The organism is Variovorax paradoxus (assembly GCA_016806145.1).
Taxonomy (GTDB): Bacteria; Pseudomonadota; Gammaproteobacteria; order Burkholderiales; family Burkholderiaceae_C; genus Variovorax.
Window position 1 is genome coordinate 2117015 of the sequence record CP063166.1, and the last position, 22757, is coordinate 2139771.

Genomic DNA, 22757 nt, shown 5'->3' on the forward strand with positions numbered 1-22757 from the left:
CATGGACCCCAGGCGCCGCTGAAACGACCATTCCTTCACCCCGCAACGTCGCGGGCATCCACCGAAGGAATCGTTGCCATGAACACCGCCGCACACGACCCCGCCGCCATCGCCCAGGGCTACATCGCCGTCTGGAACGAGACCGATCCCGCGCGCCGCGCCGCGCTGCTCGAAGCCGGCTGGTCGGCCGACGCGCAGTACGTCGACCCGATCATGCAGGGCAGCGGCCATGCGCAGATCAGCGCGCTGGTCGGCGCCGTGCACCAGCGCTACCCGGGCTTCCGCTTCAACCTGCTGGGCAAGGCCGACGCGCACGGCGACCATGTGCGTTTCTCGTGGACGCTCGGGCCGAGCGGCGCCGAGGACCTGATCCAGGGCACCGACTTCGTGCGGCTGGACGCGGGCAAGCTGCGCTCGGTGACGGGCTTTCTCGACAAGGTGCCGGTCGGCGCCTGAGCGGCGCGGGTATCGAGTCTCCCTCCCCCGCTGGGGGGAGGGTCGGGGTGGGGGCACCGGGCGGTCGAAACGGCCTCGGCGCTGCCACCGCTGCGTGCCCCCATCCCGGCCTTCCCCCAGAGGGGGAAGGGGCAAGACCCAATTCAGTCGGCGCCGCCGCTCCCTCGGCCGCGCCAGAGCTTGCGGTAGACCGTGGCGCGGCTGATGCCCAGCGCGCGCGCCGCCTCGGCCACGTTGCCTCGGGCATCGGCCACGGCCTTGCGGATCAGCGCGGTTTCCACGTCGCGCAGCCGCGGGCGGGCCTCGGGCGCGGCGGCACTGGCACGGCTGCCGTCGCCGCGCTGGGGCCGCACCTGCACCCGCAGGCCCGACCACAGCGGCACCTCGAGCACCGCGTCGCCGCGCCGCGCGGCATCGAACAGCATGTCGAGCGGCAGCGCGAACAGGTCATTGCAATGCAGGCCGCTCTGGCTGCGCGCCAGCGGCTGATGCAGCATTTGCCGCGCCGCAGCATTGGCGCCCGTGACGTTGCCGCCGCCGTCGATGCACAGCAGGCCCTCGGCCGCCTCGCTGGTGGGGCAGCCGGGCCAGGCCAGGCGCAGCAGCATCTCGCAGGGCGCGCGCAGCACCAGCGCGTTCTCGATGCTGCGCGCCGACAGGGTTGCGAGGTGGCGCAGCTCGGGCCGCTCGGCCACCTGCACCCCGGTCAGGTCGAGCATGCCGATGCAGTCGCCCTGGGGACCGAACAGCGGCGCGCCGGCGCAGCTGTAGACGCTGGTGTCGTCGAAGAAATGCTCGCCGCCATGCAGCCAGACCGATTCCTGCTCGGCCAGCGCGGTGCCGATCGCGCTGGTGCCGATGGCGCGTTCCGACAGGTCGACGCCGATGCGTGCGATGTTGCGCGCGTAGCGGCTGGCGTCGTCGGTGCCGTCGGGCAGCACGCCGACGTCGACCACGATGCCCTCGGCATCGGTCAGCACGGCGAAATAGCGGGTGTCGGCGATGGCGCGCGACAGGCGATCGATCACCGGACGCGCGGCCGACACCAGCGCGCGGTTGCGTTCCGCCACCGCGCGCTGGGCGCCGCGGCCCACCGGCTCGAAGCTCACGCGCTGCTGCGGCTGCTGGCCGGCCTCGATGCAGCGCTGCCAGGAGCGGGCGATCCAGGGTTCGATGCGGGTACCGGGCGGGATGCGCAGATCGGCGGCGTCGCCATGGATCAGGGCCTGTCGGGCCTGGGCGATGGCCAGCGAGCGCTCGGGTGTCGGCAGGGCGTTGGAAGCGAGCATCGGTTTGCGGGGCGCGTGGGACGCCCGTTTTTTAGGACCTGCCGAACGGCAAGCTGTTTCATTTTGAGAATTTCAGGCCCCCGGCGCAAGCGCCGAGGGTTTTGCCTAGGATAGTGCAGGGGGTCGGCATCCAAGATGCCCTCGGGGCCCGCCCGTGCCGCCACGCGGCAGCGAGGTTCGGGCCTGTCAGCCATCACCCTTCACGGAGACAGCCACATGCAGGTAGCCCTCAAGGTCAACGGCCGCTCGGTCACCGTCGACGCGCCACCCAACACCCTTCTCGTGCACGCGATCCGCGAGCACCTCCACCTCACCGGCACCCACGTCGGCTGCGACACCGCCCAGTGCGGCGCCTGCACCGTCCACGTCGACGGCCGGGCCGTCAAGTCGTGCAACATCCTGGCCGCCCAGGTGGCCGGCGCCGAGATCACCACCATCGAGGGCGTGGCCCAGCCCGACGGCACCATGCATCCGATGCAGGCCGCGTTCAAGGAATGCCACGGCCTGCAATGCGGCTTCTGCACCCCGGGCATGGTCATGAGCGCCATCGACCTGTGCACGCACCACCCGAAGTCGAGCGAATCCGAGATCCGCGAGCTGCTCGACGGCAACCTGTGCCGCTGCACCGGCTACCAGAACATCGTCAAGGCGGTGCAGATGGGCGGCGAGGCCATGGCCTCGGGCAACCCGGTTCCGGTCAAAGCCACGGCCGCGGCCTGAGGAGAGCGACATGGGTGCCTCCGACTTCGCGAACCTGCCGCACATCGGCGACGCGCTCCGGCGCAAGGAAGACTACCGGTTCCTGACCGGGGCGGGCAACTACACCGACGACATCACGCTGGCCAACCAGTCGCACGCGGTGTTCGTCCGTTCTCCGCACGCGCATGCGCGTGTCGTCTCGGTCGACATCGCCGACGCGCTCACGATGCCCGGCGTGGTCGGCATCTTCAGCGGCAAGGACATCGAGGGCAAGATGGGCGGGCTGCCCTGCGGCTGGCTGATCAACAACCCCGACGGCACGCCGATGAAGGAGCCGATGCACCCGATCCTCGCGATCAACAAGGTGCGCTACGTCGGCGACCACGTCGCGATGGTGGTGGCCGAGACGGTCGAGCAGGCGAAGAACGCCGCCGAGGCCGTGGTGGTCGAGTACGAGGTGCTGCCCGCCCTCGTCGGCGTGGCCGACGCGGCGAAGAAGTCCGGCGGCGTCACGATCCACGACGAGGCGCCCGACAACCAGTGCTACAAGTGGGCGCTGGGCGACAAGGCGGCGGTCGATGCCGCCTTCGCGGGCGCCGCGCACGTCACGAAGCTCGACCTGGTCAACAACCGGCTGATTCCCAACCCGATCGAGCCGCGCGTGGCCATCGGCAGCTACAGCCGCGGCACCGACGACTACACGCTCTACGTGTCGAACCAGAACCCGCACGTCGAGCGCCTGCTGATGACGGCCTTCGTGCTGGGCCTGCCCGAGCACAAGGTGCGCGTGATCGCGCCCGACGTGGGCGGCGGCTTCGGCTCGAAGATCTTCCTCTACGCCGAGGACGTGTGCCTGACCTGGGCCGCCAAGCAACTCAACCGCAACATCAAGTGGACGGCCGAGCGCTCGGAATGCTTCCTGTCGGACGCGCACGGCCGCGACCACGTGAGCCATGCCGAGATGGCGATGGACAAGGACGGCAAGTTCCTCGCGATGCGGGTCCACACCGACGCCAACCTCGGCGCCTACCTGTCGACCTTCTCGACCGCGGTGCCGACCATCCTCTACGCCACCCTGCTCGCGGGCCAGTACACCACGCCGCAGATCTACGTCGAGGTCGATGCCTGGTTCACCAACACGGCACCGGTCGACGCCTACCGCGGCGCCGGCCGGCCCGAGGCCACCTACCTGCTCGAGCGGCTGGTCTCGCGCTGCGCCTGGGAGATGAACCTGGGCCAGGACGAGATCCGCAAGCGCAACTTCATCACCGCCTTCCCGTACCAGACGCCGGTGGCGCTGCAGTACGACACCGGCGACTTCCATGCCTGCATGGACAAGGCGCGCAAGCTGGCCGAGGTCGAGGGCTATGCCCAGCGCAAGTCGGCCAGCGAGGCGGCCGGCAAGCTGCGCGGCATCGGCTACTCGAGCTACATCGAGGCCTGCGGCATCGCGCCGTCGAACATCGCGGGCGCGCTCGGCGCGCGCGCGGGCCTGTTCGAGTGCGGCGAGATCCGCGTGCATCCGACCGGCAGCGTGACCGTGTTCACCGGCTCGCACAGCCATGGCCAGGGCCACGAGACCACCTTCGCGCAGGTGGTGGCGGCGCGCCTGGGCATCGCGGTCGACGCGGTCGACGTGGTGCACGGCGACACCGGCCGCGTGCCCTTCGGCATGGGCACCTACGGTTCGCGCTCGATCTCGGTCGGCGGCGCGGCCATCATGAAGGCGCTCGACAAGATCGAGGCCAAGGCCAAGAAGATCGCCGCGCACCTGATGGAGGCGAGCGACGCCGACATCGAGTTCGCCAACGGCGAGTTCACGGTCAAGGGCACCGACAAGAAGATCCCGTTCGGCCAGGTGGCGCTGACGGCCTACGTGCCGCACAACTACCCGCTCGACAAGCTCGAGCCGGGCCTCAACGAAACCGCCTTCTACGACCCGACCAACTTCACCTTCCCGGGCGGCACCTACATCTGCGAGGTCGAGGTCGACCGGCAGACCGGCGAGGTGCGCGTGGACCGCTTCACCGCGGTCGACGACTTCGGCACGATCATCAATCCGATGATCGTCGAGGGCCAGGTGCATGGCGGACTGGTGCAGGGCATCGGCCAGGCGCTGCTCGAGAACTGCGTCTACGACAACGAGACCGGCCAGCTGCTGACCGGCAGCTTCATGGACTACGCCATGCCGCGCGCCGCCGAGTTCCCGCAGTTCAAGCTCGACACCGTCTGCACGCCCTGCACCCACAACCCGCTGGGCACCAAGGGCTGCGGCGAGGCGGGCGCGATCGGCTCGCCGCCGGCGGTCATCAACGCCGTGCTCGATGCGCTGGCGCCGCTGGGCGTGAAGGACTTCGACATGCCGGCCTCGTCGAGCCGCGTCTGGGAAGCGATGCAGAAGGGCAGCGGCAGCGCCGCCAGCGACCCGGTGGCGCCGCAGCCCGCGCTGGCCGCCAGCACGCAGGGCCGTCCGGCCGCCTGACCCACCCCCTCCCTACAAATAAAGAAGGAACCACCCCATGTACGCCTTCACGTTCGAACGGCCCGCGGCCCTGGCCGACGCCGTCAAGCTGGCCGAAGCCGGCGGCAAGCCCCTGGCGGGCGGCCAGACCCTGCTGGCCTCGATGAAGCTGCGCCTGTCGGCGCCCGAACAGCTCGTCGACCTCGGCGGCATCAAGGAACTCACCGGCATCCGCAAGGACGGCGACGCCATCGTCATCGCTGCCATGTCGCGCCACCTCGACGTGGCCAACAACGCCGAGGTGAAAGCCGCCTTCCCGGCGCTGGCCGACCTGGCCTCGCGCATCGGCGACCGGCAGGTGCGCGCGATGGGCACCCTCGGCGGCTCGGTGGCCAACAACGATCCGGCCGCCTGCTATCCGAGCGCGGTGCTGGCAACCGGCGCGACCGTGGTCACGAGCAAGCGCGAGATCGCGGCCGACGATTTCTTCCAGGGCCTGTTCACCACGGCGCTCGAAGAGGGCGAGCTGATCACCGCGATCCGCTTCCCGATCCCCAAGCGTGCGGTCTACGAGAAGCTGCGCCAGAAGGCCTCGCATTTCCCGCTGGTCGGCGTGTTCCTCGCGCAGTACGAAAGCGGTGTGCGCGTGGCCATCACCGGCGCGGGCAACGGCGTGTTCCGGCACGCGGGGCTCGAGGATGCGCTCAACAAGAGCTTCACCGCGGCCGCCGCGGCCGGCGTGAAGATCGACGCCGGCGAGCTCAACACCGACCTGCACGCCACGGCGGCCTACCGCGCCAACCTGATCAACGTGCTGACGCAGCGCGCGGTGACGAAGGCGCTGGGCTGATCCAGCAGCCGTCGAACACGGGCTGACCGGACGCGAAGAACGCGAAGGTTTCGCGAAGGGCGCAAAAGAACATCCGAAGAAGTTTTTCGGTTTCCCTTTCGCGCCCTTCGCGAAACCTTCGCGTCCTCTGCGTCCGGATGTCCGCTTCCCGGCGTCCTCCCTGCGGCCGTGCATTACCCTAGGCCATGACCTTCGAGACCATCGACTCCCTCACCGACGGCCTGCTGCGCGCCGGCTACTACGCCGACCGCCGGCTCGCGACCGCCGTGTTCCTCGCGCTGAAGCTGCAGCGTCCGCTGCTGCTCGAGGGCGAGCCCGGCGTGGGCAAGACCGAACTCGCGAAGGCGCTGGCCAAGGCGCTGCAGCGCGAGCTGCTGCGGCTGCAGTGCTACGACGGCCTCGAGCAGCGCGAGGCGCTCTACGAATGGAACTACGCGGCGCAGCTCTTGCACATGCGCGCGGTCGAGGCCTCGGGCGCGGTGCGCGACGTCGAGGCCGAGGTCTACCAGCCGCACTACCTGATCCGCCGCCCGCTGCTGCAGGCGCTGCAGGCGCCGGCCCCGGGCGCGGTGCTGCTGATCGACGAGGTCGACCGCGCCGACGAGCCCTTCGAGGCCTTCCTGCTCGAGTACCTCGGCGAGTACCAGGTCAGCATTCCCGAGCTCGGCACCATCCGCGCCGAGGTGGCGCCGGTCACCATCCTCACGAGCAACCGCACGCGCGAACTCAACGACGCCGTGAAGCGGCGCTGCCTCTACCACTGGCTCGACTATCCCGAGCGCGAACGCGAACTGGCCATCGTGCGCGCCCAGGTGCCGGGCGTGGGCGAGAAGCTGTCGGCGCAGGTGGCCGACTTCGCCGCCCGCCTGCGCAGCGCGCCCTTCGTCAACGCCTTCCAGCGCGCGCCCGGCATTGCCGAGAGCGTGGAGTGGGCGCGCGCGCTGATCGCGCTCGACACGGTCGAGCTCGATCCCGAGGTGGTGTCCGACACCGCCGGCATCCTGTTCAAGCAGCGCGACGACGTGGCGGCGCTGACGCGCGAGCTGGCGAGCGAGCTGCTGAAGCCGGAACCGGAGCAGGCCGGCGCGTGAGATGAGGCCGCGATGCAGCAACTAGGCGACGCCCGCACCGGCAAGCTGGCCGGCAACATCGCCGCCTTCGGCCGGGCGCTGCGTCGCGCGGGCGTGCGCACCGACGCCGCGCGCATCGCGCTGGCCGAGGAGGCCGCCACGCTGGTCGGCGTGGAGCGCAGGATCGACCTGAGCGCCGCGCTCGAGGCCGTGATGGTCAGCCGTGAGCAGGACCGGCTGGTGTTCCGCGAACTGTTCGACGCCTGGTTCCGCGACCCCGAGCTCGCCAACAAGCTGCTCGCGCAGATGCTGCCGAGCGCCGAGGGCAAGGCCGAGCCCTCGAAGCGCCGGCCGCGCGTGCGCGAGGCGCTGGCCGCGCCGCGCGATCCGCACAAGCCGCCACTGGCCGCCTTGCCCGACAAGGAAGTCGAGTTCGACGCCGCCATAACCGCGAGCGACCGCCAGCGGCTTCACCATGCCGACTTCAATGCGCTGGGCGCGGCCGAGTACCGGCTGGTCGAGCGGCTCGCGCGCGACATCTCGCTGCCCGTGCCGCGGCTGCCGACGCGGCGCCTGCGCCCGGCCGGCGAGAGCGGCCGCCATGCGCGCATGCACTGGCCCGGCGTGCTGCACGAGGCGGCGCGCACCGGCGGCGAGATGCTGCGGCTGCCGCGGCTGGCGCGGCGCGAACAGCCGCTGCCGCTCTTGGTGCTGGTCGACGTGTCGGGCTCGATGGAGCGCTATGCGCGGCTGCTGCTGGCCTTCCTGCACGCGGCCACGCGGCGCGCGGGTCGGCGCGACGTGTTCGCCTTCGGCACCGGGCTGACCGACCTCACGCCGGCCTTCCGGCTGGCCGACACCGACGACATGCTGGCCACGGCCAGCCTCGCCATCGACGATTTCGCGGGCGGCACGCGGCTCGGCAGCTCGCTGGCCGAGCTGCGCCAGCGCCATGCGCGCCGGCTGACCGGCCGCCGCACGCTGGTGCTGGTCATCAGCGACGGGCTCGACACCGGCGAGCCGGCCCAGCTCGCGCAGGAACTGCAGTGGCTCAAGCGCCATTCGCGCCGGCTGCTGTGGCTCAACCCGCTGCTGCGCTTCGAGGGCTACGCCCCTTTGGCGCGTGGGGCCGGCGTGCTGCACCGCCATGCGGACGCGATGCTCGCGGTTCACAATCTCAGCGCGCTCGAACAGCTGGCCGCGAGTCTCGCGGCGCTGATGCGGTCGGGGCGCTAGCGTTCTCCCGGCCGCGACGCGACAGGATCACAAGAAGGAAAGACCACCATGGAAATGCTCGGTAACCGCCGGCTCGCCATCACCCAGCAGCAGGCCTGGGAGGCGCTCAACGACCCGGAAACGCTCAAGAAGTGCATTCCCGGCTGCGACAAGTTCGAGCTGACGGGCGAGAACACCTACAGCGTGGGCCTCGCGGTCAAGATCGGCCCGGTGTCGGCCAAGTTCAGCGGCAAGGTGATGCTCTCGGACATCGTCGCGCCCGACGGCTACAAGCTCAGCTTCGAAGGGCAGGGCGGCGTGGCCGGCTTCGCCAAGGGCTCGTCGAGCGTGACCTTGCGGCCGCTGGCCGATGCCGCGCCGGCGGCGGCGCCCGCGGACGCCCCGGTGGCCGAGGGCGCGGAGAGCGCGCCCGCCGCCGCCCCGGTCGGCTGCGAGCTCGACTACACCGTGCAGGCCCAGGTCGGCGGCAAGATCGCCCAGCTCGGCCAGCGCCTGATCGACGGCGCGGCCAAGTCCACGGCCGACGATTTCTTCAAGCGCTTCGAAGCCGAAATGCAAAGCCGCTACGGCCCGCCGCCGGCGGCAGCGCCCGAGAATGCGGAGGCGCAGGCCGAGAAGACCGGCGCGGTGGCCGGCTTCATGAAGAAGATCGGCCTCGGCAAGAAATCGGACAAGGACGCCGAGCCCGGCACGGGCGGCGATTCCTCCAGCGGCGGCTGAGGCGGCCGCAGGATCCGGCTCCCAGGAAAGAAGACGCGATGGAAAACCTCGACGTGATGGTGCTGCGCACGCTGCGCGACTGGCGGCGTGCCGGCAAGCGCGCGCTGCTGACCACGGTGGTGCGCACCTGGGGCTCGTCGCCGCGGCCCGTGGGCTCGATCATGGCGCTGGCCGAGGACGGCGCGGTGGTCGGGTCGGTCTCGGGCGGCTGCATCGAGGACGACCTGATCGCGCGCTACAGCCATGCCCACGGCCAGGCCGAGGAGGTGCCGCTGGGCGCGCCGCCCGCGCTGGTGAAGTACGGCATCACGGCCGACGAGGCGCATCGCTTCGGCCTGCCCTGCGGCGGCACGCTCGAGCTGCTGCTCGAGTACGCGCCCGACGCGGGGGCGCTCGACACGCTGGTGTCGCAGCTCGAGCAGGGCCGGCTGATGCGGCGCACCGTCGAGCTGGCCACGGGCGTGGTGCGGCTCGAGGAGGCCAAGGCGCCCGACGAACTCACGGTCAACGACACCGAACTCGCCAACACCTTCGGCCCCGAGTACCGCATGCTGCTGATCGGCGCCGGCCAGCTCGCCGAGTACCTCGCGACTATGGCCAAGTTCAGCGGCTTCGCGGTCACGCTGTGCGATCCGCGCGCCGAGTACCGCACCGCCTGGTCGCTGCCCGGCGTGCAGATCACCACCGAGATGCCCGACGACGCGGTGCTGGCCTTCCGGCCCGACCGCCGCAGCTGCGTGGTGGCGCTCACGCACGACCCCAAGCTCGACGACCTCGCGCTGCTCGAGGCGCTGCAGAGCGACGCCTTCTACGTCGGCGCCATCGGTTCGCGCCGCAATGCCGACGCGCGGCGCGACCGCATGATCGAGCACTTCGACCAGACCGCCGAATCGCTGGCGCGGCTGCGCGGGCCGATCGGCATCTACATCGGCAGCAAGACGCCGCCCGAGATCGCGGTCAGCGTGATGGCGGAAATTCTCGCGGTGAAGAACGCCGTGCCGTTGCCGCGCGAGATGGAAGTGGCGCGCGCCAAGGAACGGCTGCTGCCGGCCTGAGCCGCAGGGGTCTATTCGACGCCGAGCAGGTCGTAGATGCGCCGCACGTAGAGGCCGAACTCGGCGCTGGTCTTGATGTGCAGCGTGCGCGGCGCGGGCAGCTCGATCGGAAAGAAGTCGGCCATGCGCGCCGGCCCCGCGGTGAGCACCGCGCAGTGCGAGCCGAGGAACACCGCCTCCTGGATGCTGTGCGTGACCACCACGAAGGTGGTGCGGCTGCGCTCCCAGATCCGCAGCATTTCGAGGTTCATCTTCTCGCGCGTGAGCGCATCGAGCGCGCCGAAGGGCTCGTCCATCAGCACCAGCTTGGGTTCGTGGATCAGCGCGCGCGCGATCGCGGCGCGCTGCTGCATGCCGCCCGAGAGTTCGTAGGGCCGCTTGTCGGCGAAGCCCGCGAGGCCGACCATCTCGAGCAGCTCGTGCGCGCGTTGCGTCGCGGCCTTGCGGTCGAGGCCGAGGATGTCGGCCGGCAGCAGCACGTTCTCGAGGATGGTGCGCCACTTCAAGAGCAGCGGCTGCTGGAACACCATGCCCACGTCGCGGCCCGGCTCGAAGGCCTGGCCGCCGCCGATCTCCAGCGTGCCGCCGTCGTGGCCGTGCAGTCCGGCGAGGATCTTCAGCAGCGTCGACTTGCCGCAGCCCGAGGGGCCGACCAGCGACACCATGTCGCCCGCGTGGATGTCCATCGTGACGTCGGAGACCGCGAGGAACTCCTGGTCGCGGCGGCGATAAACCTTGCGCAGGCCGCGCATGCGGATTAACGGCACTTCGACCTCCGCGCGAGCGTCCGAGCGAACGGCGGCCTCGGTCATGCCAACCACCGTGCGAGGTTGTCGCGCACGAAGGCATCGTCGGCGAGGTCGCCGTGCGCGGCGTACACGCGGTCGATCTCGGCCGATTGGCCCGCGCCCAGGCCCTCGGCCGGATCGAGGCACCAGATGCCCTCGAGCAGGCCCTGGCGCCGCAGCACCTCGTGGCAGCCCGCGATGCAGCCGTGGAAGTTGTTCGCCACGTCGAAGAAGGCGGCGTTGCAGTCGGTCACGCGCGCATCGAGCGCGAGCAGCTCGGGGCCCAGCGTGCCCTGGCCGGCCGCCAGCTCGGCCTGGATGCGTGCGAGCAGCTGCACCGCGCCCGCGGTCCACACCGACCAGTGGCCCAGCAGCCCGCCGCGAAAGCGCACCTGCACCGGCGCGCCGTCGCGCATGGCCGCGAAGGGCAGGGCGAGGTCGAGCACGATGTGGTCGTCGTTGCCGGTGTAGAGGAACACGCGCTCCTCGGCGCGCGCCTCGATCACGCCGCGCACCACGTCGATGGTGCGGTAGCGGTTGAAGGGCGCGACCTTGATCGCGAGCACGTTCGGGATCGAGGCGAAGCGGCGCCAGAAACCGCTCGACAGCACCGGGCCGCCGACCACGGTCTGCAGGTAGAAGCCGATCAGCGGGATCTCCTGCGCCACCGCCTCGCAGTGGGCGATCAGCGCGTCTTCCGAGGCGCCGGCCAGCGCGGCCAGGCTCAAGAGGCCCGCGTGGTAGCCGAGCGAGACGGCGGTGCGCGCCTCGGCGCTCGCCTGCGCGGTCGGGCCGCAGAGGCCGGCGATCATCGCCATCGGGCGCTCGCTCCAGGCCAGGCGGTCGGCCATCGCGGCCTCGAGCACCTCGGCATAGAGGCCGCGCTCGCGGATCGCGAACTGCGTGGTGTGCACGCCGACCGCGAGCCCGCCCGCGCCTGCATCGACGTAGTAGCGCGTGAGCGCGCGCTGCCGCCGGCGGTCGAAGCGGCGTTCGGCATCGAGCGCGAGCGGATGGGCCGGGATCACGGTGCCCTTGGCGAGCAGCGCGAGCACGTCGGCGGGCAGGTCGGAGCGGTTCAATGGCATGTGCGAAGTCCTCAGCCGAACTCGGGGCCGGCAATGGCGTGGATGAACGAGGGATGACCGGCCGGCGCCGCCGTGCCCGCGGGCGGCAGCGCCATGCGCGCGAAGCCGCGCTGGGGCTCGAAACCGGCGGCGCGCAGTGCCTGCGCGAGTTGCGCGCGGCCGTCGGGCACGTCGATCAGCACCGGGCCGGCGATACCGGCGAGCGCGCGCGGCAGCAGCGCGCGGGCATGGGCTTCGTCGGCCGCGAGCAGCGGGCCGACGTGATGGGCGACGCGGCCCTCTCGCACGACGGCGAAGGCGCGGCCATCGCGCACGCAGCGGCTGCCGGTGCGCGCGAGCAGGTCGGCGAGCACCTGGGGGCGGGCGAGGCCCAGGGCCTCGGTGTCGAGCGCGGCAAGCGGTGCGGCATCGGGCCGGTCGACCGGCGCCGCATCGGCCGCCTGCGCGAGCGCCTCGCGGCGCCAGCGCGTGAGCCGCCACAGCGGTGCGAAACCGAAGCTCGCATAGAGCGGCTCGCCCTGCGGCGTGGCATCGAGCATCGCGACGCGGCCCTGCGCGCGCACGCGCTCGAGGCAGTGCGCGAACACCGCGCGGCCCAGGCCCTGCCCGCGCGCGGCGGGCGTCACGAGGATCATGCTGATCCAGGCGGCGCCGGGCTGGTTGCGCGGCGCGTCGGCCGCGCGCTCCAGTGGCAGCACCGCGCCGCTCGCGACGATCGCGCCTGCGCCATCGCGTATCGCATGCACGCTGCCGAGCCGCTCGAACAGCCGCCAGTCCGCCGCGAGCTGGTTCCAGCCGCTGGCCGCGACCAGCGCGTCCAGCTGCGGCAGGTCGCGCGGCGAGAGCGCGTCCAGCGTTTCGACGGGGGCGGTGGCGGGCACGGTGTCTTCCCTCAGTATTTGCCGTCGCGCGATTCGAACTTGGTCGGCTTGCCGTACTGGCGCTGCTCGCGCGCGATCCAGTCGGCGACCCAGCCCACGAGCTGCGACAGCGGCACGCGCGGATAGCCGAACAGCCGCTCGGCCTCGCCGGTGTTCATGAGCCAGGCGGTGGGCGCCTCGCTGCCCGCGATCTGCACCGGCTTGCCGAAGCGGCGGCCGAACTCCTCGGCCAGCCAGCGGATCGAGGTGGTCTCGGGGCCGCTCACGTTGAGCGGCGAGGTCGGCACCGTCGCGGCCGCGAGGCAGCGCAGCGCCTGCGCGTTGGCGTCGCCCTGCCAGATCACGTTGACGTGGCCCATGGTCACGTCCACCGGCTCGCCGCGCCAGACCTTGCCGGCCACGTCGGCCAGCACGCCGTAGCGCAGGTCGATGGCGTAGCTCAGGCGGAACAGCCGGCCCGGCGTGCCGTGGCGCTGCGAGAAGTACTCGAACATGCGCTCGCGGCCCACGCAGGAGTTGGCGTATTCGCCGGGCGGATTGGGCGCCTCGCTCTCGTGCGCGCCCTGGCCGATCACCGGCACGAAGGGATAGACGCAGGCGGTGGAGAAGGCCACGATGCGCGAGCCGCTGAAGTGCTGCGCCACCAGCGCCGGCACGTGCGCGTTCATGGCCCAGGTCAGCGGGTTGTCCGCATCGGCGCCGAACTTGCGCCCGGCCATGAAGACCACGTTGGGCGTGCGCGGCAGCTTCGCGATCGCCTCGGCGTCGAGCAGGTCGCAGGCCAGGGTCTCGATGCCGTGCGCCTCGAGCGCCTCGCGCACGCCGGCCTCGCTGAAGCGCGCCACCGCGATCACGCGCCGGCCCGGCATCGCGTTCTTCGCCAGTCGCGCGAGCGTCGGGCCCATCTTGCCGCCGACGCCGAGCACCATCAGGTCGCCGTCGATGCGCGCCATGTCGCGCAGCAGGTCGCGCGAGGGCGTGGCGAGGTAGTCCTCGAGCGCGGCCTCGGTGTCGAAGCGTTCGGGGAAGGGGAGGTCGTCGAGCACGGGCGTGGTGGTGTTCATTGGATTCGGGCGTCCTGGGTGATGAAGAGGCGCTCCAGCAGCAGCACCAGCAGGTAGAGCAGCACGCCCAGGCCGGTGATGAGGAGCACGGCCATGAAGACCGCGGGGGTGTCGAGCGAGGCCTGCACCTGGATCATCAGGTAGCCCAGGCCGCGCTCCGACGCGATGAACTCGCCCACCACCGCACCCGCGACCGCGAGGATGGTGGCGACCTTCATGCCCGAGAACACGTAGGGCAGCGAGCCCGGCAGCTGGATGTAGCGGAACAGCTGCCAGCGCGAGCCCTTGAGCGCGCGCACCAGGTCGAGCAGCTCGGGCTCGGTCTCGTTGAGGCCGCGGATCGTGGTCAGCAGGATCGGGAAGAAGCACAGGCTGAAGGTGATCAGGATGTTCGGCCCGATGCCGTAGCTGAACCACACGATCACCAGCGGGCCCATCGCCACCTTCGGGATCATGTTGAGCGTGACCAGCAGCGGGAAGGCCACCAGCATCAGCCGCCGGCTGGTGACGAACAGCAGCGCGCAGAGGATGCCGAGCACCAGGCCCAGCACGTAGCCGCCGAACACCTCGAGCGCGGTGACGCCGGTGTTCATGAGCCAGGCGTGCTGCGGATTGGCCAGGGTGGCGAGCACCTTCGACGGCGCCGGCAGCACGAAGGGCTGGATCTGGAAGGCGCGCACCGCGAACTCCCACAGCAGCACCGCCGCGACGTGCACCGCGACCACCACGGCCCAGCGCTGCCAGGCGGGGCGTTCGCCGGACAGCGGCGCGGAGCTTGCAGTGGGCGGGGAGGCGCCGTCGGATGCCGTCATCTCAATTCCTGTGGAAGGAAACAATGCGGCGGATCATAGGCAGGCTGGCCGATCGAGTCAACCAACCAGTTGATAAAAAGCGGCGCGAGGGCCGCGGGCGCTCAGGGGCGCAGCGCGTTGAGCGCGAACTCGATCACGTGGCGGCGGCGCTTGAGCAGTGCGCCGCGTGCGTCCAGCGGCGTGCCGAAGATGGCCGACAGCGTGTGGTTGTTCGAGAAGAAGAAGTAGGAGATGCCGGCGATCGAGATGTAGAGGTTGATCGCGTCGAAGTCGGCGCGGAACACGCCCGCGGCCACGCCGCGCTCGAGCGTGGCCTCGAGCATCTCGATGAAGGGCGAGTGCATCTTCTGCAGCCGCTCCGACTCGTGCAGGTGCTCGCCGCGGTTGCGGTTCTCGTCGGCCAGCATGGCGATGAACTCGGGATGCTCGGCCAGGTAGTCGAAGGAGAAGGCCACCAGCTGCGCCATCGCCTCGCGCGGCTCGAGCGCACCGAGCTCGAGCTTCTGTTCCTTCTCGCGGATCTCGGCATAGACCGATTCGAGCGCCACCAGGTACAGCCCCTGCTTGCTCTCGAAGTAGTGGTAGACGAGCTGCTTGTTCACGCCCGCGGCGGAGGCGATCTCGTCGACGCGCGCGCCCGCGAAGCCCTTGGTCGCGAACTCGGCGACCGCGGCGGCGATCAGCGCCTGCTTGGCGGCGACGGGGTCGCGCTCGCGGCGCGTGGCGACGGGGGCTGCTGGTGTGGCGGCGGGTGCGGCGGCGGACTTGCGGGAGGTGGCGGAAGGCATGGTCGGATTCTGTCTCCAGGGCGGGAAGGCTTCGATTGCCTATCAACCAAACAGTTGGTAATATGAATTTCAGGATCTGTTTGTACCTTCTTTTGGAGTGAGCTGCATGAAAAAGCTGTTGTCGGTGGCTGGCGCCGCCGCCGTTCTCGCGCTGCAGGGCCCCGCGGCATTCGCCGCCGATTCCATGAGCCTGATGCTCAACTGGACGCCCACGGCGGACCATGCGCCGCTCTACTACGCGAAGTCCAAGGGCTGGTATTCGGAGGCCGGCATCGACCTCAACATCGAGGCCGGCAAGGGCTCGGCCGTGTCGGCGCAGCGCGTGGGCACGGGCGGCAGCGAGCTCGGCATCTCCGACCTGCCCACCACCATCCAGGCCCGCGGCAAGGGCGCCGACGTGAAGGCGCTGATGGTGATCTACGCCAACAGCCCGCAGGGCTTCTACTGGCTCAAGTCCTCGGGCATCCAGGGGCCGAAGGACTTCGCGGGCCGCAAGATCGGCAATCCGCCGGGCGACGCCGCGCGCCTGATGTGGCCGGCCTTCGCGAAGAAGACCGGGCTCGATCCGGCCAGCGTGAGCTTCGTCAACGTGAGCCCGCAGGCCAAGGTGGCGGCGCTCAAGAGCAAGTCGGTCGACATCATCAGCGACTTCTACAACGAGCACGACCTCAAGGTGCGCGAGTTCGGCGACGACCTCGGCTTCCAGCCCTGGCGCACGGCCGGCGTGAACGTCTACGGCAACTCGCTGATCGTCAACGGCGCCTATCTTGCGAAGAAGCCCGAGCAGGTGAAGAAGTTCGTCGCCGTCACGCAGCGCGCCTACGAGGCCTGCGTGAAGGACTTCGCGCCCTGCCTGCAGGCGCTGACCGCGAGCGTGAGCGGCCTGTCGCCCGACAACCAGCGCGACCAGTGGGAGCGCATCAAGCAGCTGATGCGCGACGACACCACCACCAAGGTGGCGCTCGGCGCCTTCGACGGCGCGCGCGTGAAGGCCGACTACGAGCTGGTCTCGTCGCTGATCGGCATCGAGAAGCCCTACGACCCCGCGCTGCTGTTCAGCAACGACTTCCTCGACAAGAACGTGCGCATGGCGCCCTGAGCGCCTTGCGCGCCCGCGGGCCTTCAGCCTTGGTAGGGCGGAATCGGCGCCTGGTCCGAGGGCGCGGGCGGCGGCACGTCGCCGTGCTTCTGCCGTTCGCGGAACAGCGCGGCGCGCATCAGGAAGATGGTGGTGACGGGCGTGGTGAGCGCCACGAACAGCGCGATCAGGGTCGCGTGCAGGAACAGGCTGTGGCTCTGCACCGAGAAGTAGACGATGGTCGCGACCATCATCGACCACACGCCGCCGGTGGCGCCCAGGGTGGGCGCGTGGATGCGGCGGAAGAAGCTCGGCAGCCGCACCAGGCCGAAGGAGCCGATGGCCGCGAAGGCCGCGCCCAGCACCGCGAACACGCCGGTGACGACCTCGGCCCACAGCGGCAGCGGGCCCACGATGAAATCGCTCATTCGATCACCTCCCCGCGCAGCAGGAACTTGGCCATCGCCGTCGAGCTGACGAAGCCGAACAGCGCGATCAGCATCGCGGCGCCGAAGTAGACGTCGCTCGCGTAGACGATGCCCAGCGTCAGCATCATCAGCATGCCGTTGATGTAGAGGCAGTCGAGCGCCATCACGCGGTCCTGGGCGGTGGGGCCGATCAAGAGGCGCGCGACGGCGCACAGCATCGCCACCGCGAGCAGGAACAGCGCGAACTTGAGCGACCAGAAGAGGATGGGCGTCATGATTCGAAGATCTCCATCAGCGGACGTTCGTAGCGGCTCTTGATCTGGGCGATGAAGGCCGCCTCGTCGTCGAGGTCAAAGACGTGGATCAGCAGGGTGCTGCGGTCGAAGGCCACCTCGCCCCAGGCGGTGCCGGGCGTGAGGCACATGATCATCGCGAGCACGGCGAGGCCGTTGGGGTCGCGCAGGTCGAGCGGTATGCGCAGGAAGTTCGAATGGATCTGGTCGCTGCGGCGCGTGAGCAGCGCGCGCGCCACCGCGAACACCGACAGCGACATGTCGTAGAGCACGACGCCGGCCAGCCGCAACGCCACGCCGGGCCGGCGCATGCGCACGGTGGCGGGCCGCAGGCCCTTGGTCAGCAGCGGCACGGCGACGGCCAGCAGCAGGCCCGACACCAGCGTGCTGGCCTCGAGCGACTGGTTGAGCAGCAGCCAGACGACGAGCAGCGCGACCGACAGCGGCGGGGAGGGGATCAGGCGCTTCATGGCGTGCCGGCCTTCGCATCGCCCTTGGGCGCCGGGTTCGGCACCTGCCGCGCGCCCATCACCGCCTCGCGGTAGGCGCTCGGCGTGCGCAGGCCCTCGGCGGTGGCCATCGCGTGGCGCAGCACCGGCTCGGACCAGACGGTGAGCGCGATGCAGGCCGCGATCAGCCCGGCCACCGGCAGCACCTCGAGCGCGGGCAGCGAGGGCAGGTTGGCATGCGGCTGGGTCCAGAAATGGCGGATGCCGGTGCGGGTCAGCGCGATCAGCGCGAGGAAGCCCGAGGTGATCAGCAGCACGAGGAAGGTCCAGTCGGCAACGGTGAGCGCGGCGCTGTTGCCCATCAGCCCCGAGAGCATCGCGAACTTGCCGACGAAGCCCGACAGCGGCGGCAGGCCGGTGAGCAGCAGCGTGCAGATCATGAAGCTCAGGCCCAGGAAGGCCACGCCGGCCGGGATGGCTCGGCCGTAGAGCGCCTGCGCGTTGTCGTCGAGGTTCACGTCGTCGAGCGCGCGCAGGTCCTCGGCCAGGAAGGGCGCATTGCCCGCGGCCTCGTGCGGCGCCACGCTCATGCCGGCGTTGCGCCAGCGCTCGATCATGTCGATCAAGAGGAAGAAGGCGGCCACCGCGAGCGTGGAGCTCAGCAGGTAGAACAGCGCGCCGGCCCAGACATCGGGCTGGCCCAGCCCGACCGCGGTGAGCAGCGTGCCGGCCGAGATCAGCACGCTGAAGCCCGCGAGGTTCGACAGCCGCTGCGTGCCGACGATGCCGATGGCCGCGACGAACAGGGTGGCGAGGCCGGCGCCGATCAGCACCACCTGGCCGAACTCGGCCGAGGCGCCGGTGTCGGGCGCGAACAGCACGGTCCACAGCCGCAGCACGGTGTAGACGCCGAGCTTGGTGAGCAGCGCGAACACCGCGCCCACCGGCGACACCGCCGCGCTGTAGGCCGGCACCAGCCAGAAGTTGAGCGGCCAGGCCCCGGCCTTGGCGAAGAAGGCGGTGAACAGAATGGCCGCGGCCGCGTGCACCAGGCCGCGGTCGCCGGGCGCGAGCTGGGCGATGCGCAGCCCCAGGTCGGCCATGTTGAGCGTGCCGGTGGCGCCATACAGCATGGCCGCGCCGATCAGGAACAGCGAGGAGGCGGCGAGGTTGATCGCGATGTAGTGCAGCCCGGCCTGCACCCGCAGCCGGCCCGAGCCGTGCAGCAGCAGGCCGTAGGAGGCGGCCAGCATGACCTCGAAGAACACGAACAGGTTGAACAGGTCGCCGGTGAGGAAGGCGCCGTTCAGGCCCATGAGCTGCAGCTGCAGCAGCGGATGGAAGTGCACGCCCGCGCGGTCCCAGCGCGAGGTGGAGTAGATCGAGGCGGCGAAGGCGATCACGCCGGTCAGCGCCACCATCATGGTCGAGAGCCGGTCGGCCACCAGCACGATGCCGAAGGGCGCGCGCCAGTTGCCCGGCAGATAGACGCCGATCGAGCCCGGGCCGCCGCCGGTGTCGGCCGCGTTGACCCAGCGCAGCAGCGCGAGCGCGGCCATGAGGCCCACCAGGCCCGAGACGACGCTGAGGAAGGACTTGGTGCGGCGGCGCTGCTCGCCCAAGAGCAGCATCAGCGCGGCCGTGAGCATCGGCACCAGGATCGGCACCGCCACCAGGTGCGGCATGCTGATCTCGAGCAGCTGGTCGAGCAGGCGGAAGAGCTCGGTCATTCGCGCGCCTCTTCCTGTTCCTGGCGTTCCTCGCCGTCCACGTGGTCGGTGCCGGTCAGGCCGCGCGAGGCCAGCAGCACCACCAGGAACAGCGCGGTCATCGCGAAGCCGATCACGATCGCGGTGAGCACCAGCGCCTGCGGCATCGGGTCGGCCGTGTTGGCCAGCGTGGCCGCGAAGCCGGGGATCAGCACCGGCTCGCTGTCGACCTTGAGCCGGCCCATGCTGAAGATGAAGAGATTGACCGCGTACGAGATGAGCGTGAGGCCCATGATGACCTGGAAGGTGCGCGGACGCAGCAGCAGGTAGACACCCGAGCCGGTCAGCACGCCGATCGCGAGGGCAAGCACGATTTCCATACTAGGCTCCCCCCCAGGCTGCGCGCACTTCGTGTCGCTTCGCCAACCCCCTACCGGGGGCGGCATCGATCGCCCGGCAAAGCCGGATCGATGATGCCCCGCGCAACACGGCCTTCCGCTTTTTGCGGGGAACACCGCGGAACCGGCTTTGCCGGGCCGCTGGTGTTGCCCCCTTGAGGGGGGAGGCGGCTACACGAAGTGAGCAAGCAACGGGGGTGGTCATTGTTCGGCCTGCTCGTCGGCCCAGCGATGGCTGCGCACCGACTGGTGCGCGAGCGCGGTGAGGATCAGCATGGTGGCACCGAGCACCAGCGCGAACACGCCGATGTCGAAGAACAGGGCACTGGGCACGTGGATGTCGCCGAGCACCGGCAGGTGCAGGTGGGCGGTGTGCGTGGTCAGGAAGGGGTAGCCGAAGAAGACCGCGCCGCTGCCGGTACCGAGCGCGAACAGCAGGCCGATGGCGATCCAGCGGCGCGGGTAGATGCGCAGGTGCTCTTCCACCCACTCGGTGCCGGAGACGATGAACTGCAGCACCAGCGCCACCGACATCACCAGCCCCGCGACGAAGCCGCCGCCGGGCGCGTTGTGGCCGCGCATGAAGAGATAGACCGCCACCAGCACCGACAGCGGCAGCAGCAGGCGCACCAGCACCGCGGGCACCATCAGGTAGCCGACGGCGGTGTCCTTGGCGCGGCGCGGGTTCAGCAGGTCGCTGCTGCCGTCGTCGGCCTGGGCGCGCTGCTGCGGCGGCAGCGCCATCGATTCGACCGCGGGCCGGAAGCGGCGCAGCAGCGCATAGACGGTGAGCGCCACCACGCCGAGCACGGTGATCTCGCCGAAGGTGTCGAAGCCGCGGAAGTCGACCAGCATCACGTTGACCACGTTGGTGCCGCCGCCCTCGCTGAGCGCGCGCTCGAGGAAGAAGGGCGAGATGCTCTGCGGGAAGGTGCGCGTCATCATGGCCCAGGCCAGCGCCGCCATGCCGCAGCCCGCGACGGTGGCCACCAGCAGGTCGCGGCCGCGCCGGCCCCAGGGGCGCAGCCGCGCGCTCGCGGTCTGCACCGCGTCCTTGCTGCGCATCGGCAGCCAGCGCAGCCCGAGCAGGATCAGCACCGTGGTCACGGCCTCGACCACCAATTGCGTGAGCGCGAGGTCGGGCGCCGAGAACCAGATGTAGGTGACGCACGAGACCAGGCCCGCGCCCGCGGCCAGCATCAATGCGGCGAGCCGGTGGAACTTGGCCTGCCAGGCGGCGGCCAGCGCGCAGACGCCGCCGATCAGCCAGGTCATGGCGAACATCGGCGAGAAGGGCAGCAGCTCGCGCGTGCCGGCGGCCGCGGGTGTCTGCTTGAGCGCGGCGAAGGCGCCGGCCACGGCCACCACCACGAGCAGCAGCAACTGGGTCTGCATGCGGCGCGTGCCGAACAGGCGGCGGCTGCGCCGGCCGGCCTCGCTCAGCAGCGCGATCAGGTGCTCGAAGATCACCTGGCCGTCGAAGCGGTGCAAGAGCGGCGTGTTCTCGAGGCCGCCGGCCGCGCGCTGGCGGCGCTGCAGCAGGTACAGCCCGGCGCCGCCCGCCAGGGCGACGAAGCTCATCAGCAGCGGCAGGTTGAAGCCGTGCCACACGGCCAGGCTGTACTCGGGCAGGATGCCGCCGACCACGGGCGCCGCCGCGGCCGCGAGCATCGGGCCGACCGACCAGGCCGGCGCCACGCCCACCACCAGGCAGATCAGCACCAGCAGCTCGACCGGCACGCGCATCCAGTGCGGCGGCTCGTGCGGCGGCTTGGGCACCTCGTTGCCGCAGGGCGCGCCGAAGAACACGTCGAACACGAAGCGCGCCGAGTAGGCCACGCTGAAGATGCCGGCCAGCGTGGCGATCAGCGGCAGGCTGAGGTCGACCCAGGGCGTGGCCTGGATGAACACCGTCTCGGCGAAGAACATCTCCTTCGAGAGGAAGCCGTTGAGCAGCGGCACGCCGGCCATCGAGGCGCTCGCGATGATGGCCAGCGTGCCGGTGATCGGCATCAGCTTCATCAGGCCGCTGAGCTTGCGGATGTCGCGCGTGCCGGTCTCGTGGTCGATGATGCCGGCGGCCATGAAGAGCGAGGCCTTGAAGGTCGCGTGGTTCATGACGTGGAACACCGCCGCCACCGCCGCGAGCGGGCTGTTGAGGCCCAGCAGCAGGGTGATGAGGCCGAGGTGCGAGATGGTCGAGTAGGCCAGCAGCGCCTTCAGGTCGCGCTGGAACATCGCGATGAAGCCGCCGAGCAGCAGCGTGATGGCGCCCGCGCCGCCCACCAGCCAGAACCACTGCTCGGTGCCCGAGAGCACGGGCCACAGCCGCGCCATCAGGAACACGCCGAGCTTCACCATGGTGGCCGAGTGCAGGTAGGCCGACACCGGCGTGGGCGCGGCCATGGCGCGCGGCAGCCAGAAGTGGAACGGGAACTGCGCGCTCTTGGTGAAGGCGCCCAGCAGGATCAGCACCAGCGCCACCGGGTACAGCGCATGGGCGCGGATCACGTCGCCCGAGGCCAGCACCACGTCGAGCTCGTAGCTGCCGACGATGCGGCCCAGCACCAGCACGCCGGCCAGCAGGCACAGCCCGCCCGCGCCGGTGACCGTGAGCGCCATGCGCGCGCCGCGCCGGGCATCGCGCCGGTGGTGCCAGTAGCCGATCAGCAGGAAGGAGAACAGGCTGGTGAGCTCCCAGAACAGCACCATCTGGATCAGGTTGCCCGAAAGCACCACGCCCATCATCGCGCCCATGAACGCGAGGAAGAAAGAGAAGAAGCGCGGCACCGGGTCGGAGGCCGACATGTAGTAGCGCGCGTAGAGCACCACCAGCGTGCCGATGCCCAGCACCAGCATGCAGAACAGCCAGGCGAAGCCGTCCATGCGGAACACGAGGTTCAGGCCCAGCGCGGGCAGCCATTCGATCTCGTGGCGCAGCACGTTGCCGTTGGCGAGCCGCGGGAAGAGCCACGCCGTCTGCACCGCGCAGCCCAGCGCGACCAGCCCCGCGAGCGTGGACTCCCGGTTGCGCGCGTTCGACGGCATCAAGGCCGCCAGTACGCTGGCAAGGAACGGGAGTGCGACGAGCAGGACGAGGGGCATTGCGGTCGATTCTATCGGCCGCCTCTATGGAGGACCCTAT

22 protein-coding genes are annotated in these 22757 nt (G+C 70.5%); 9 read left to right on the plus strand and 13 right to left on the minus strand.

Going from position 1 to position 22757, the window contains the following annotated elements; all coding sequences use genetic code 11:
- Positions 1-78 precede the first annotated feature (78 nt).
- Positions 79-456 carry a nuclear transport factor 2 family protein gene (locus INQ48_09620; protein ID QRF59455.1) on the plus strand — a complete coding sequence of 126 codons (378 nt, stop codon included), beginning with the start codon at positions 79-81 and terminating at the stop codon, positions 454-456.
- Between the two features lie 143 nt (positions 457-599).
- Here the strand turns inward: INQ48_09620 and INQ48_09625 are convergent, their stop codons facing one another.
- Positions 600-1745 carry a GAF domain-containing protein gene (locus tag INQ48_09625; protein QRF59456.1) on the minus strand — a complete coding sequence of 382 codons (1146 nt, stop codon included), beginning with the start codon at positions 1743-1745 and terminating at the stop codon, positions 600-602.
- 216 nt (positions 1746-1961) lie between these two features.
- On the opposite strand from INQ48_09625, the gene INQ48_09630 reads away from it, so the two are divergent.
- The 7 genes from INQ48_09630 (at position 1962) to INQ48_09660 (ending at position 9836) form a co-directional block, all read left to right on the plus strand.
- Complete coding sequence (locus INQ48_09630) at positions 1962-2465, plus strand: (2Fe-2S)-binding protein (GenBank protein QRF59457.1); 504 nt, start codon at positions 1962-1964, stop codon at positions 2463-2465.
- A 10-nt stretch (positions 2466-2475) separates the two neighbouring features.
- Entirely contained in the window at positions 2476-4926 is a 2451-nt protein-coding gene (locus INQ48_09635; GenBank protein QRF59458.1) for a xanthine dehydrogenase family protein molybdopterin-binding subunit, read from the plus strand.
- Positions 4927-4963: 37 nt separating this feature from the next.
- Positions 4964-5755, plus strand: a complete 792-nt coding sequence (locus tag INQ48_09640; protein QRF59459.1) for a xanthine dehydrogenase family protein subunit M — start codon at positions 4964-4966, stop codon at positions 5753-5755.
- A gap of 185 nt (positions 5756-5940) precedes the next feature.
- Positions 5941-6846, plus strand: a complete 906-nt coding sequence (locus tag INQ48_09645) for a MoxR family ATPase (GenBank protein QRF59460.1) — start codon at positions 5941-5943, stop codon at positions 6844-6846.
- Between the two features lie 12 nt (positions 6847-6858).
- Positions 6859-8061, plus strand: coding sequence for a VWA domain-containing protein (locus INQ48_09650; protein QRF59461.1), 1203 nt, complete (start codon positions 6859-6861; stop codon positions 8059-8061).
- Between the two features lie 48 nt (positions 8062-8109).
- Entirely contained in the window at positions 8110-8781 is a 672-nt protein-coding gene (locus INQ48_09655) for a carbon monoxide dehydrogenase subunit G (protein ID QRF59462.1), read from the plus strand.
- Positions 8782-8819: 38 nt separating this feature from the next.
- Complete coding sequence (locus INQ48_09660) at positions 8820-9836, plus strand: XdhC family protein (GenBank protein ID QRF59463.1); 1017 nt, start codon at positions 8820-8822, stop codon at positions 9834-9836.
- A gap of 11 nt (positions 9837-9847) precedes the next feature.
- On the opposite strand, the gene INQ48_09665 is transcribed toward INQ48_09660, so the two are convergent.
- The 6 genes from INQ48_09665 to INQ48_09690 all read right to left on the minus strand — a co-directional run bounded on the left by INQ48_09665 (position 9848) and on the right by INQ48_09690 (position 15257).
- The gene (locus tag INQ48_09665) at positions 9848-10648 is read right to left on the minus strand and encodes an ABC transporter ATP-binding protein (GenBank protein QRF59464.1); all 801 of its coding nucleotides are present in this window, start codon (positions 10646-10648) and stop codon (positions 9848-9850) included.
- A complete protein-coding gene (locus INQ48_09670; GenBank protein ID QRF59465.1) occupies positions 10645-11712 on the minus strand; it encodes a dihydrodipicolinate synthase family protein in 1068 nt (355 codons plus the stop codon). Before INQ48_09670 ends, INQ48_09665 begins: the two co-directional genes overlap by 4 nt.
- An 11-nt stretch (positions 11713-11723) precedes the next feature.
- Positions 11724-12593, minus strand: coding sequence for a GNAT family N-acetyltransferase (locus tag INQ48_09675; protein ID QRF59466.1), 870 nt, complete (start codon positions 12591-12593; stop codon positions 11724-11726).
- A gap of 11 nt (positions 12594-12604) precedes the next feature.
- Positions 12605-13657 (minus strand): NAD(P)-dependent oxidoreductase, encoded by a 1053-nt coding sequence (locus INQ48_09680; protein QRF59467.1) that lies wholly within the window; start codon positions 13655-13657, stop codon positions 12605-12607.
- Positions 13654-14469: an ABC transporter permease gene (locus tag INQ48_09685; GenBank protein ID QRF59468.1), complete on the minus strand. Its 816-nt coding sequence runs from the start codon at positions 14467-14469 to the stop codon at positions 13654-13656. Before INQ48_09685 ends, INQ48_09680 begins: the two co-directional genes overlap by 4 nt.
- 101 nt (positions 14470-14570) lie before the next feature.
- Positions 14571-15257: a TetR family transcriptional regulator gene (locus INQ48_09690; GenBank protein QRF59469.1), complete on the minus strand. Its 687-nt coding sequence runs from the start codon at positions 15255-15257 to the stop codon at positions 14571-14573.
- Between the two features lie 193 nt (positions 15258-15450).
- Here INQ48_09690 and INQ48_09695 point away from each other — a divergent pair, with 193 nt between their 5' ends.
- On the plus strand, positions 15451-16356 hold the full coding sequence (locus INQ48_09695) for an ABC transporter substrate-binding protein (protein QRF60674.1): 906 nt from the start codon (positions 15451-15453) through the stop codon (positions 16354-16356).
- Positions 16357-16379: 23 nt separating this feature from the next.
- Here INQ48_09695 and INQ48_09700 read toward each other — a convergent pair whose 3' ends face one another.
- The 6 genes from INQ48_09700 to INQ48_09725 form a co-directional block, all read right to left on the minus strand.
- Positions 16380-16763 carry a cation:proton antiporter gene (locus INQ48_09700; protein ID QRF59470.1) on the minus strand — a complete coding sequence of 128 codons (384 nt, stop codon included), beginning with the start codon at positions 16761-16763 and terminating at the stop codon, positions 16380-16382.
- Complete coding sequence (locus INQ48_09705) at positions 16760-17038, minus strand: K+/H+ antiporter subunit F (protein ID QRF59471.1); 279 nt, start codon at positions 17036-17038, stop codon at positions 16760-16762. Before INQ48_09705 ends, INQ48_09700 begins: the two co-directional genes overlap by 4 nt.
- A complete protein-coding gene (locus INQ48_09710; GenBank protein ID QRF59472.1) occupies positions 17035-17526 on the minus strand; it encodes a Na+/H+ antiporter subunit E in 492 nt (163 codons plus the stop codon). Before INQ48_09710 ends, INQ48_09705 begins: the two co-directional genes overlap by 4 nt.
- Positions 17523-19235 carry a monovalent cation/H+ antiporter subunit D gene (locus INQ48_09715; protein QRF59473.1) on the minus strand — a complete coding sequence of 571 codons (1713 nt, stop codon included), beginning with the start codon at positions 19233-19235 and terminating at the stop codon, positions 17523-17525. The genes INQ48_09710 and INQ48_09715 overlap by 4 nt, the downstream gene beginning before the upstream one ends.
- On the minus strand, positions 19232-19594 hold the full coding sequence (locus INQ48_09720) for a Na+/H+ antiporter subunit C (protein ID QRF59474.1): 363 nt from the start codon (positions 19592-19594) through the stop codon (positions 19232-19234). Before INQ48_09720 ends, INQ48_09715 begins: the two co-directional genes overlap by 4 nt.
- Positions 19595-19813: 219 nt before the next feature.
- Positions 19814-22717 carry a monovalent cation/H+ antiporter subunit A gene (locus INQ48_09725; GenBank protein ID QRF59475.1) on the minus strand — a complete coding sequence of 968 codons (2904 nt, stop codon included), beginning with the start codon at positions 22715-22717 and terminating at the stop codon, positions 19814-19816.
- Positions 22718-22757: the final 40 nt, after the last annotated feature.

Coding starts and splice junctions, on each gene's coding strand:
- INQ48_09620 (QRF59455.1), top strand. CDS start 79: ATGAACACCGCCGCACACGACCCCGCCGCCATCGCCCAGGGCTACATC.
- INQ48_09625 (QRF59456.1), bottom strand. CDS start 1,745: ATGCTCGCTTCCAACGCCCTGCCGACACCCGAGCGCTCGCTGGCCATC.
- INQ48_09630 (QRF59457.1), top strand. CDS start 1,962: ATGCAGGTAGCCCTCAAGGTCAACGGCCGCTCGGTCACCGTCGACGCG.
- INQ48_09635 (QRF59458.1), top strand. CDS start 2,476: ATGGGTGCCTCCGACTTCGCGAACCTGCCGCACATCGGCGACGCGCTC.
- INQ48_09640 (QRF59459.1), top strand. CDS start 4,964: ATGTACGCCTTCACGTTCGAACGGCCCGCGGCCCTGGCCGACGCCGTC.
- INQ48_09645 (QRF59460.1), top strand. CDS start 5,941: ATGACCTTCGAGACCATCGACTCCCTCACCGACGGCCTGCTGCGCGCC.
- INQ48_09650 (QRF59461.1), top strand. CDS start 6,859: ATGCAGCAACTAGGCGACGCCCGCACCGGCAAGCTGGCCGGCAACATC.
- INQ48_09655 (QRF59462.1), top strand. CDS start 8,110: ATGGAAATGCTCGGTAACCGCCGGCTCGCCATCACCCAGCAGCAGGCC.
- INQ48_09660 (QRF59463.1), top strand. CDS start 8,820: ATGGAAAACCTCGACGTGATGGTGCTGCGCACGCTGCGCGACTGGCGG.
- INQ48_09665 (QRF59464.1), bottom strand. CDS start 10,648: ATGACCGAGGCCGCCGTTCGCTCGGACGCTCGCGCGGAGGTCGAAGTG.
- INQ48_09670 (QRF59465.1), bottom strand. CDS start 11,712: ATGCCATTGAACCGCTCCGACCTGCCCGCCGACGTGCTCGCGCTGCTC.
- INQ48_09680 (QRF59467.1), bottom strand. CDS start 13,657: ATGAACACCACCACGCCCGTGCTCGACGACCTCCCCTTCCCCGAACGC.
- INQ48_09685 (QRF59468.1), bottom strand. CDS start 14,469: ATGACGGCATCCGACGGCGCCTCCCCGCCCACTGCAAGCTCCGCGCCG.
- INQ48_09690 (QRF59469.1), bottom strand. CDS start 15,257: ATGCCTTCCGCCACCTCCCGCAAGTCCGCCGCCGCACCCGCCGCCACA.
- INQ48_09695 (QRF60674.1), top strand. CDS start 15,451: ATGCTCAACTGGACGCCCACGGCGGACCATGCGCCGCTCTACTACGCG.
- INQ48_09700 (QRF59470.1), bottom strand. CDS start 16,763: ATGAGCGATTTCATCGTGGGCCCGCTGCCGCTGTGGGCCGAGGTCGTC.
- INQ48_09705 (QRF59471.1), bottom strand. CDS start 17,038: ATGACGCCCATCCTCTTCTGGTCGCTCAAGTTCGCGCTGTTCCTGCTC.
- INQ48_09710 (QRF59472.1), bottom strand. CDS start 17,526: ATGAAGCGCCTGATCCCCTCCCCGCCGCTGTCGGTCGCGCTGCTCGTC.
- INQ48_09715 (QRF59473.1), bottom strand. CDS start 19,235: ATGACCGAGCTCTTCCGCCTGCTCGACCAGCTGCTCGAGATCAGCATG.
- INQ48_09720 (QRF59474.1), bottom strand. CDS start 19,594: ATGGAAATCGTGCTTGCCCTCGCGATCGGCGTGCTGACCGGCTCGGGT.
- INQ48_09725 (QRF59475.1), bottom strand. CDS start 22,717: ATGCCCCTCGTCCTGCTCGTCGCACTCCCGTTCCTTGCCAGCGTACTG.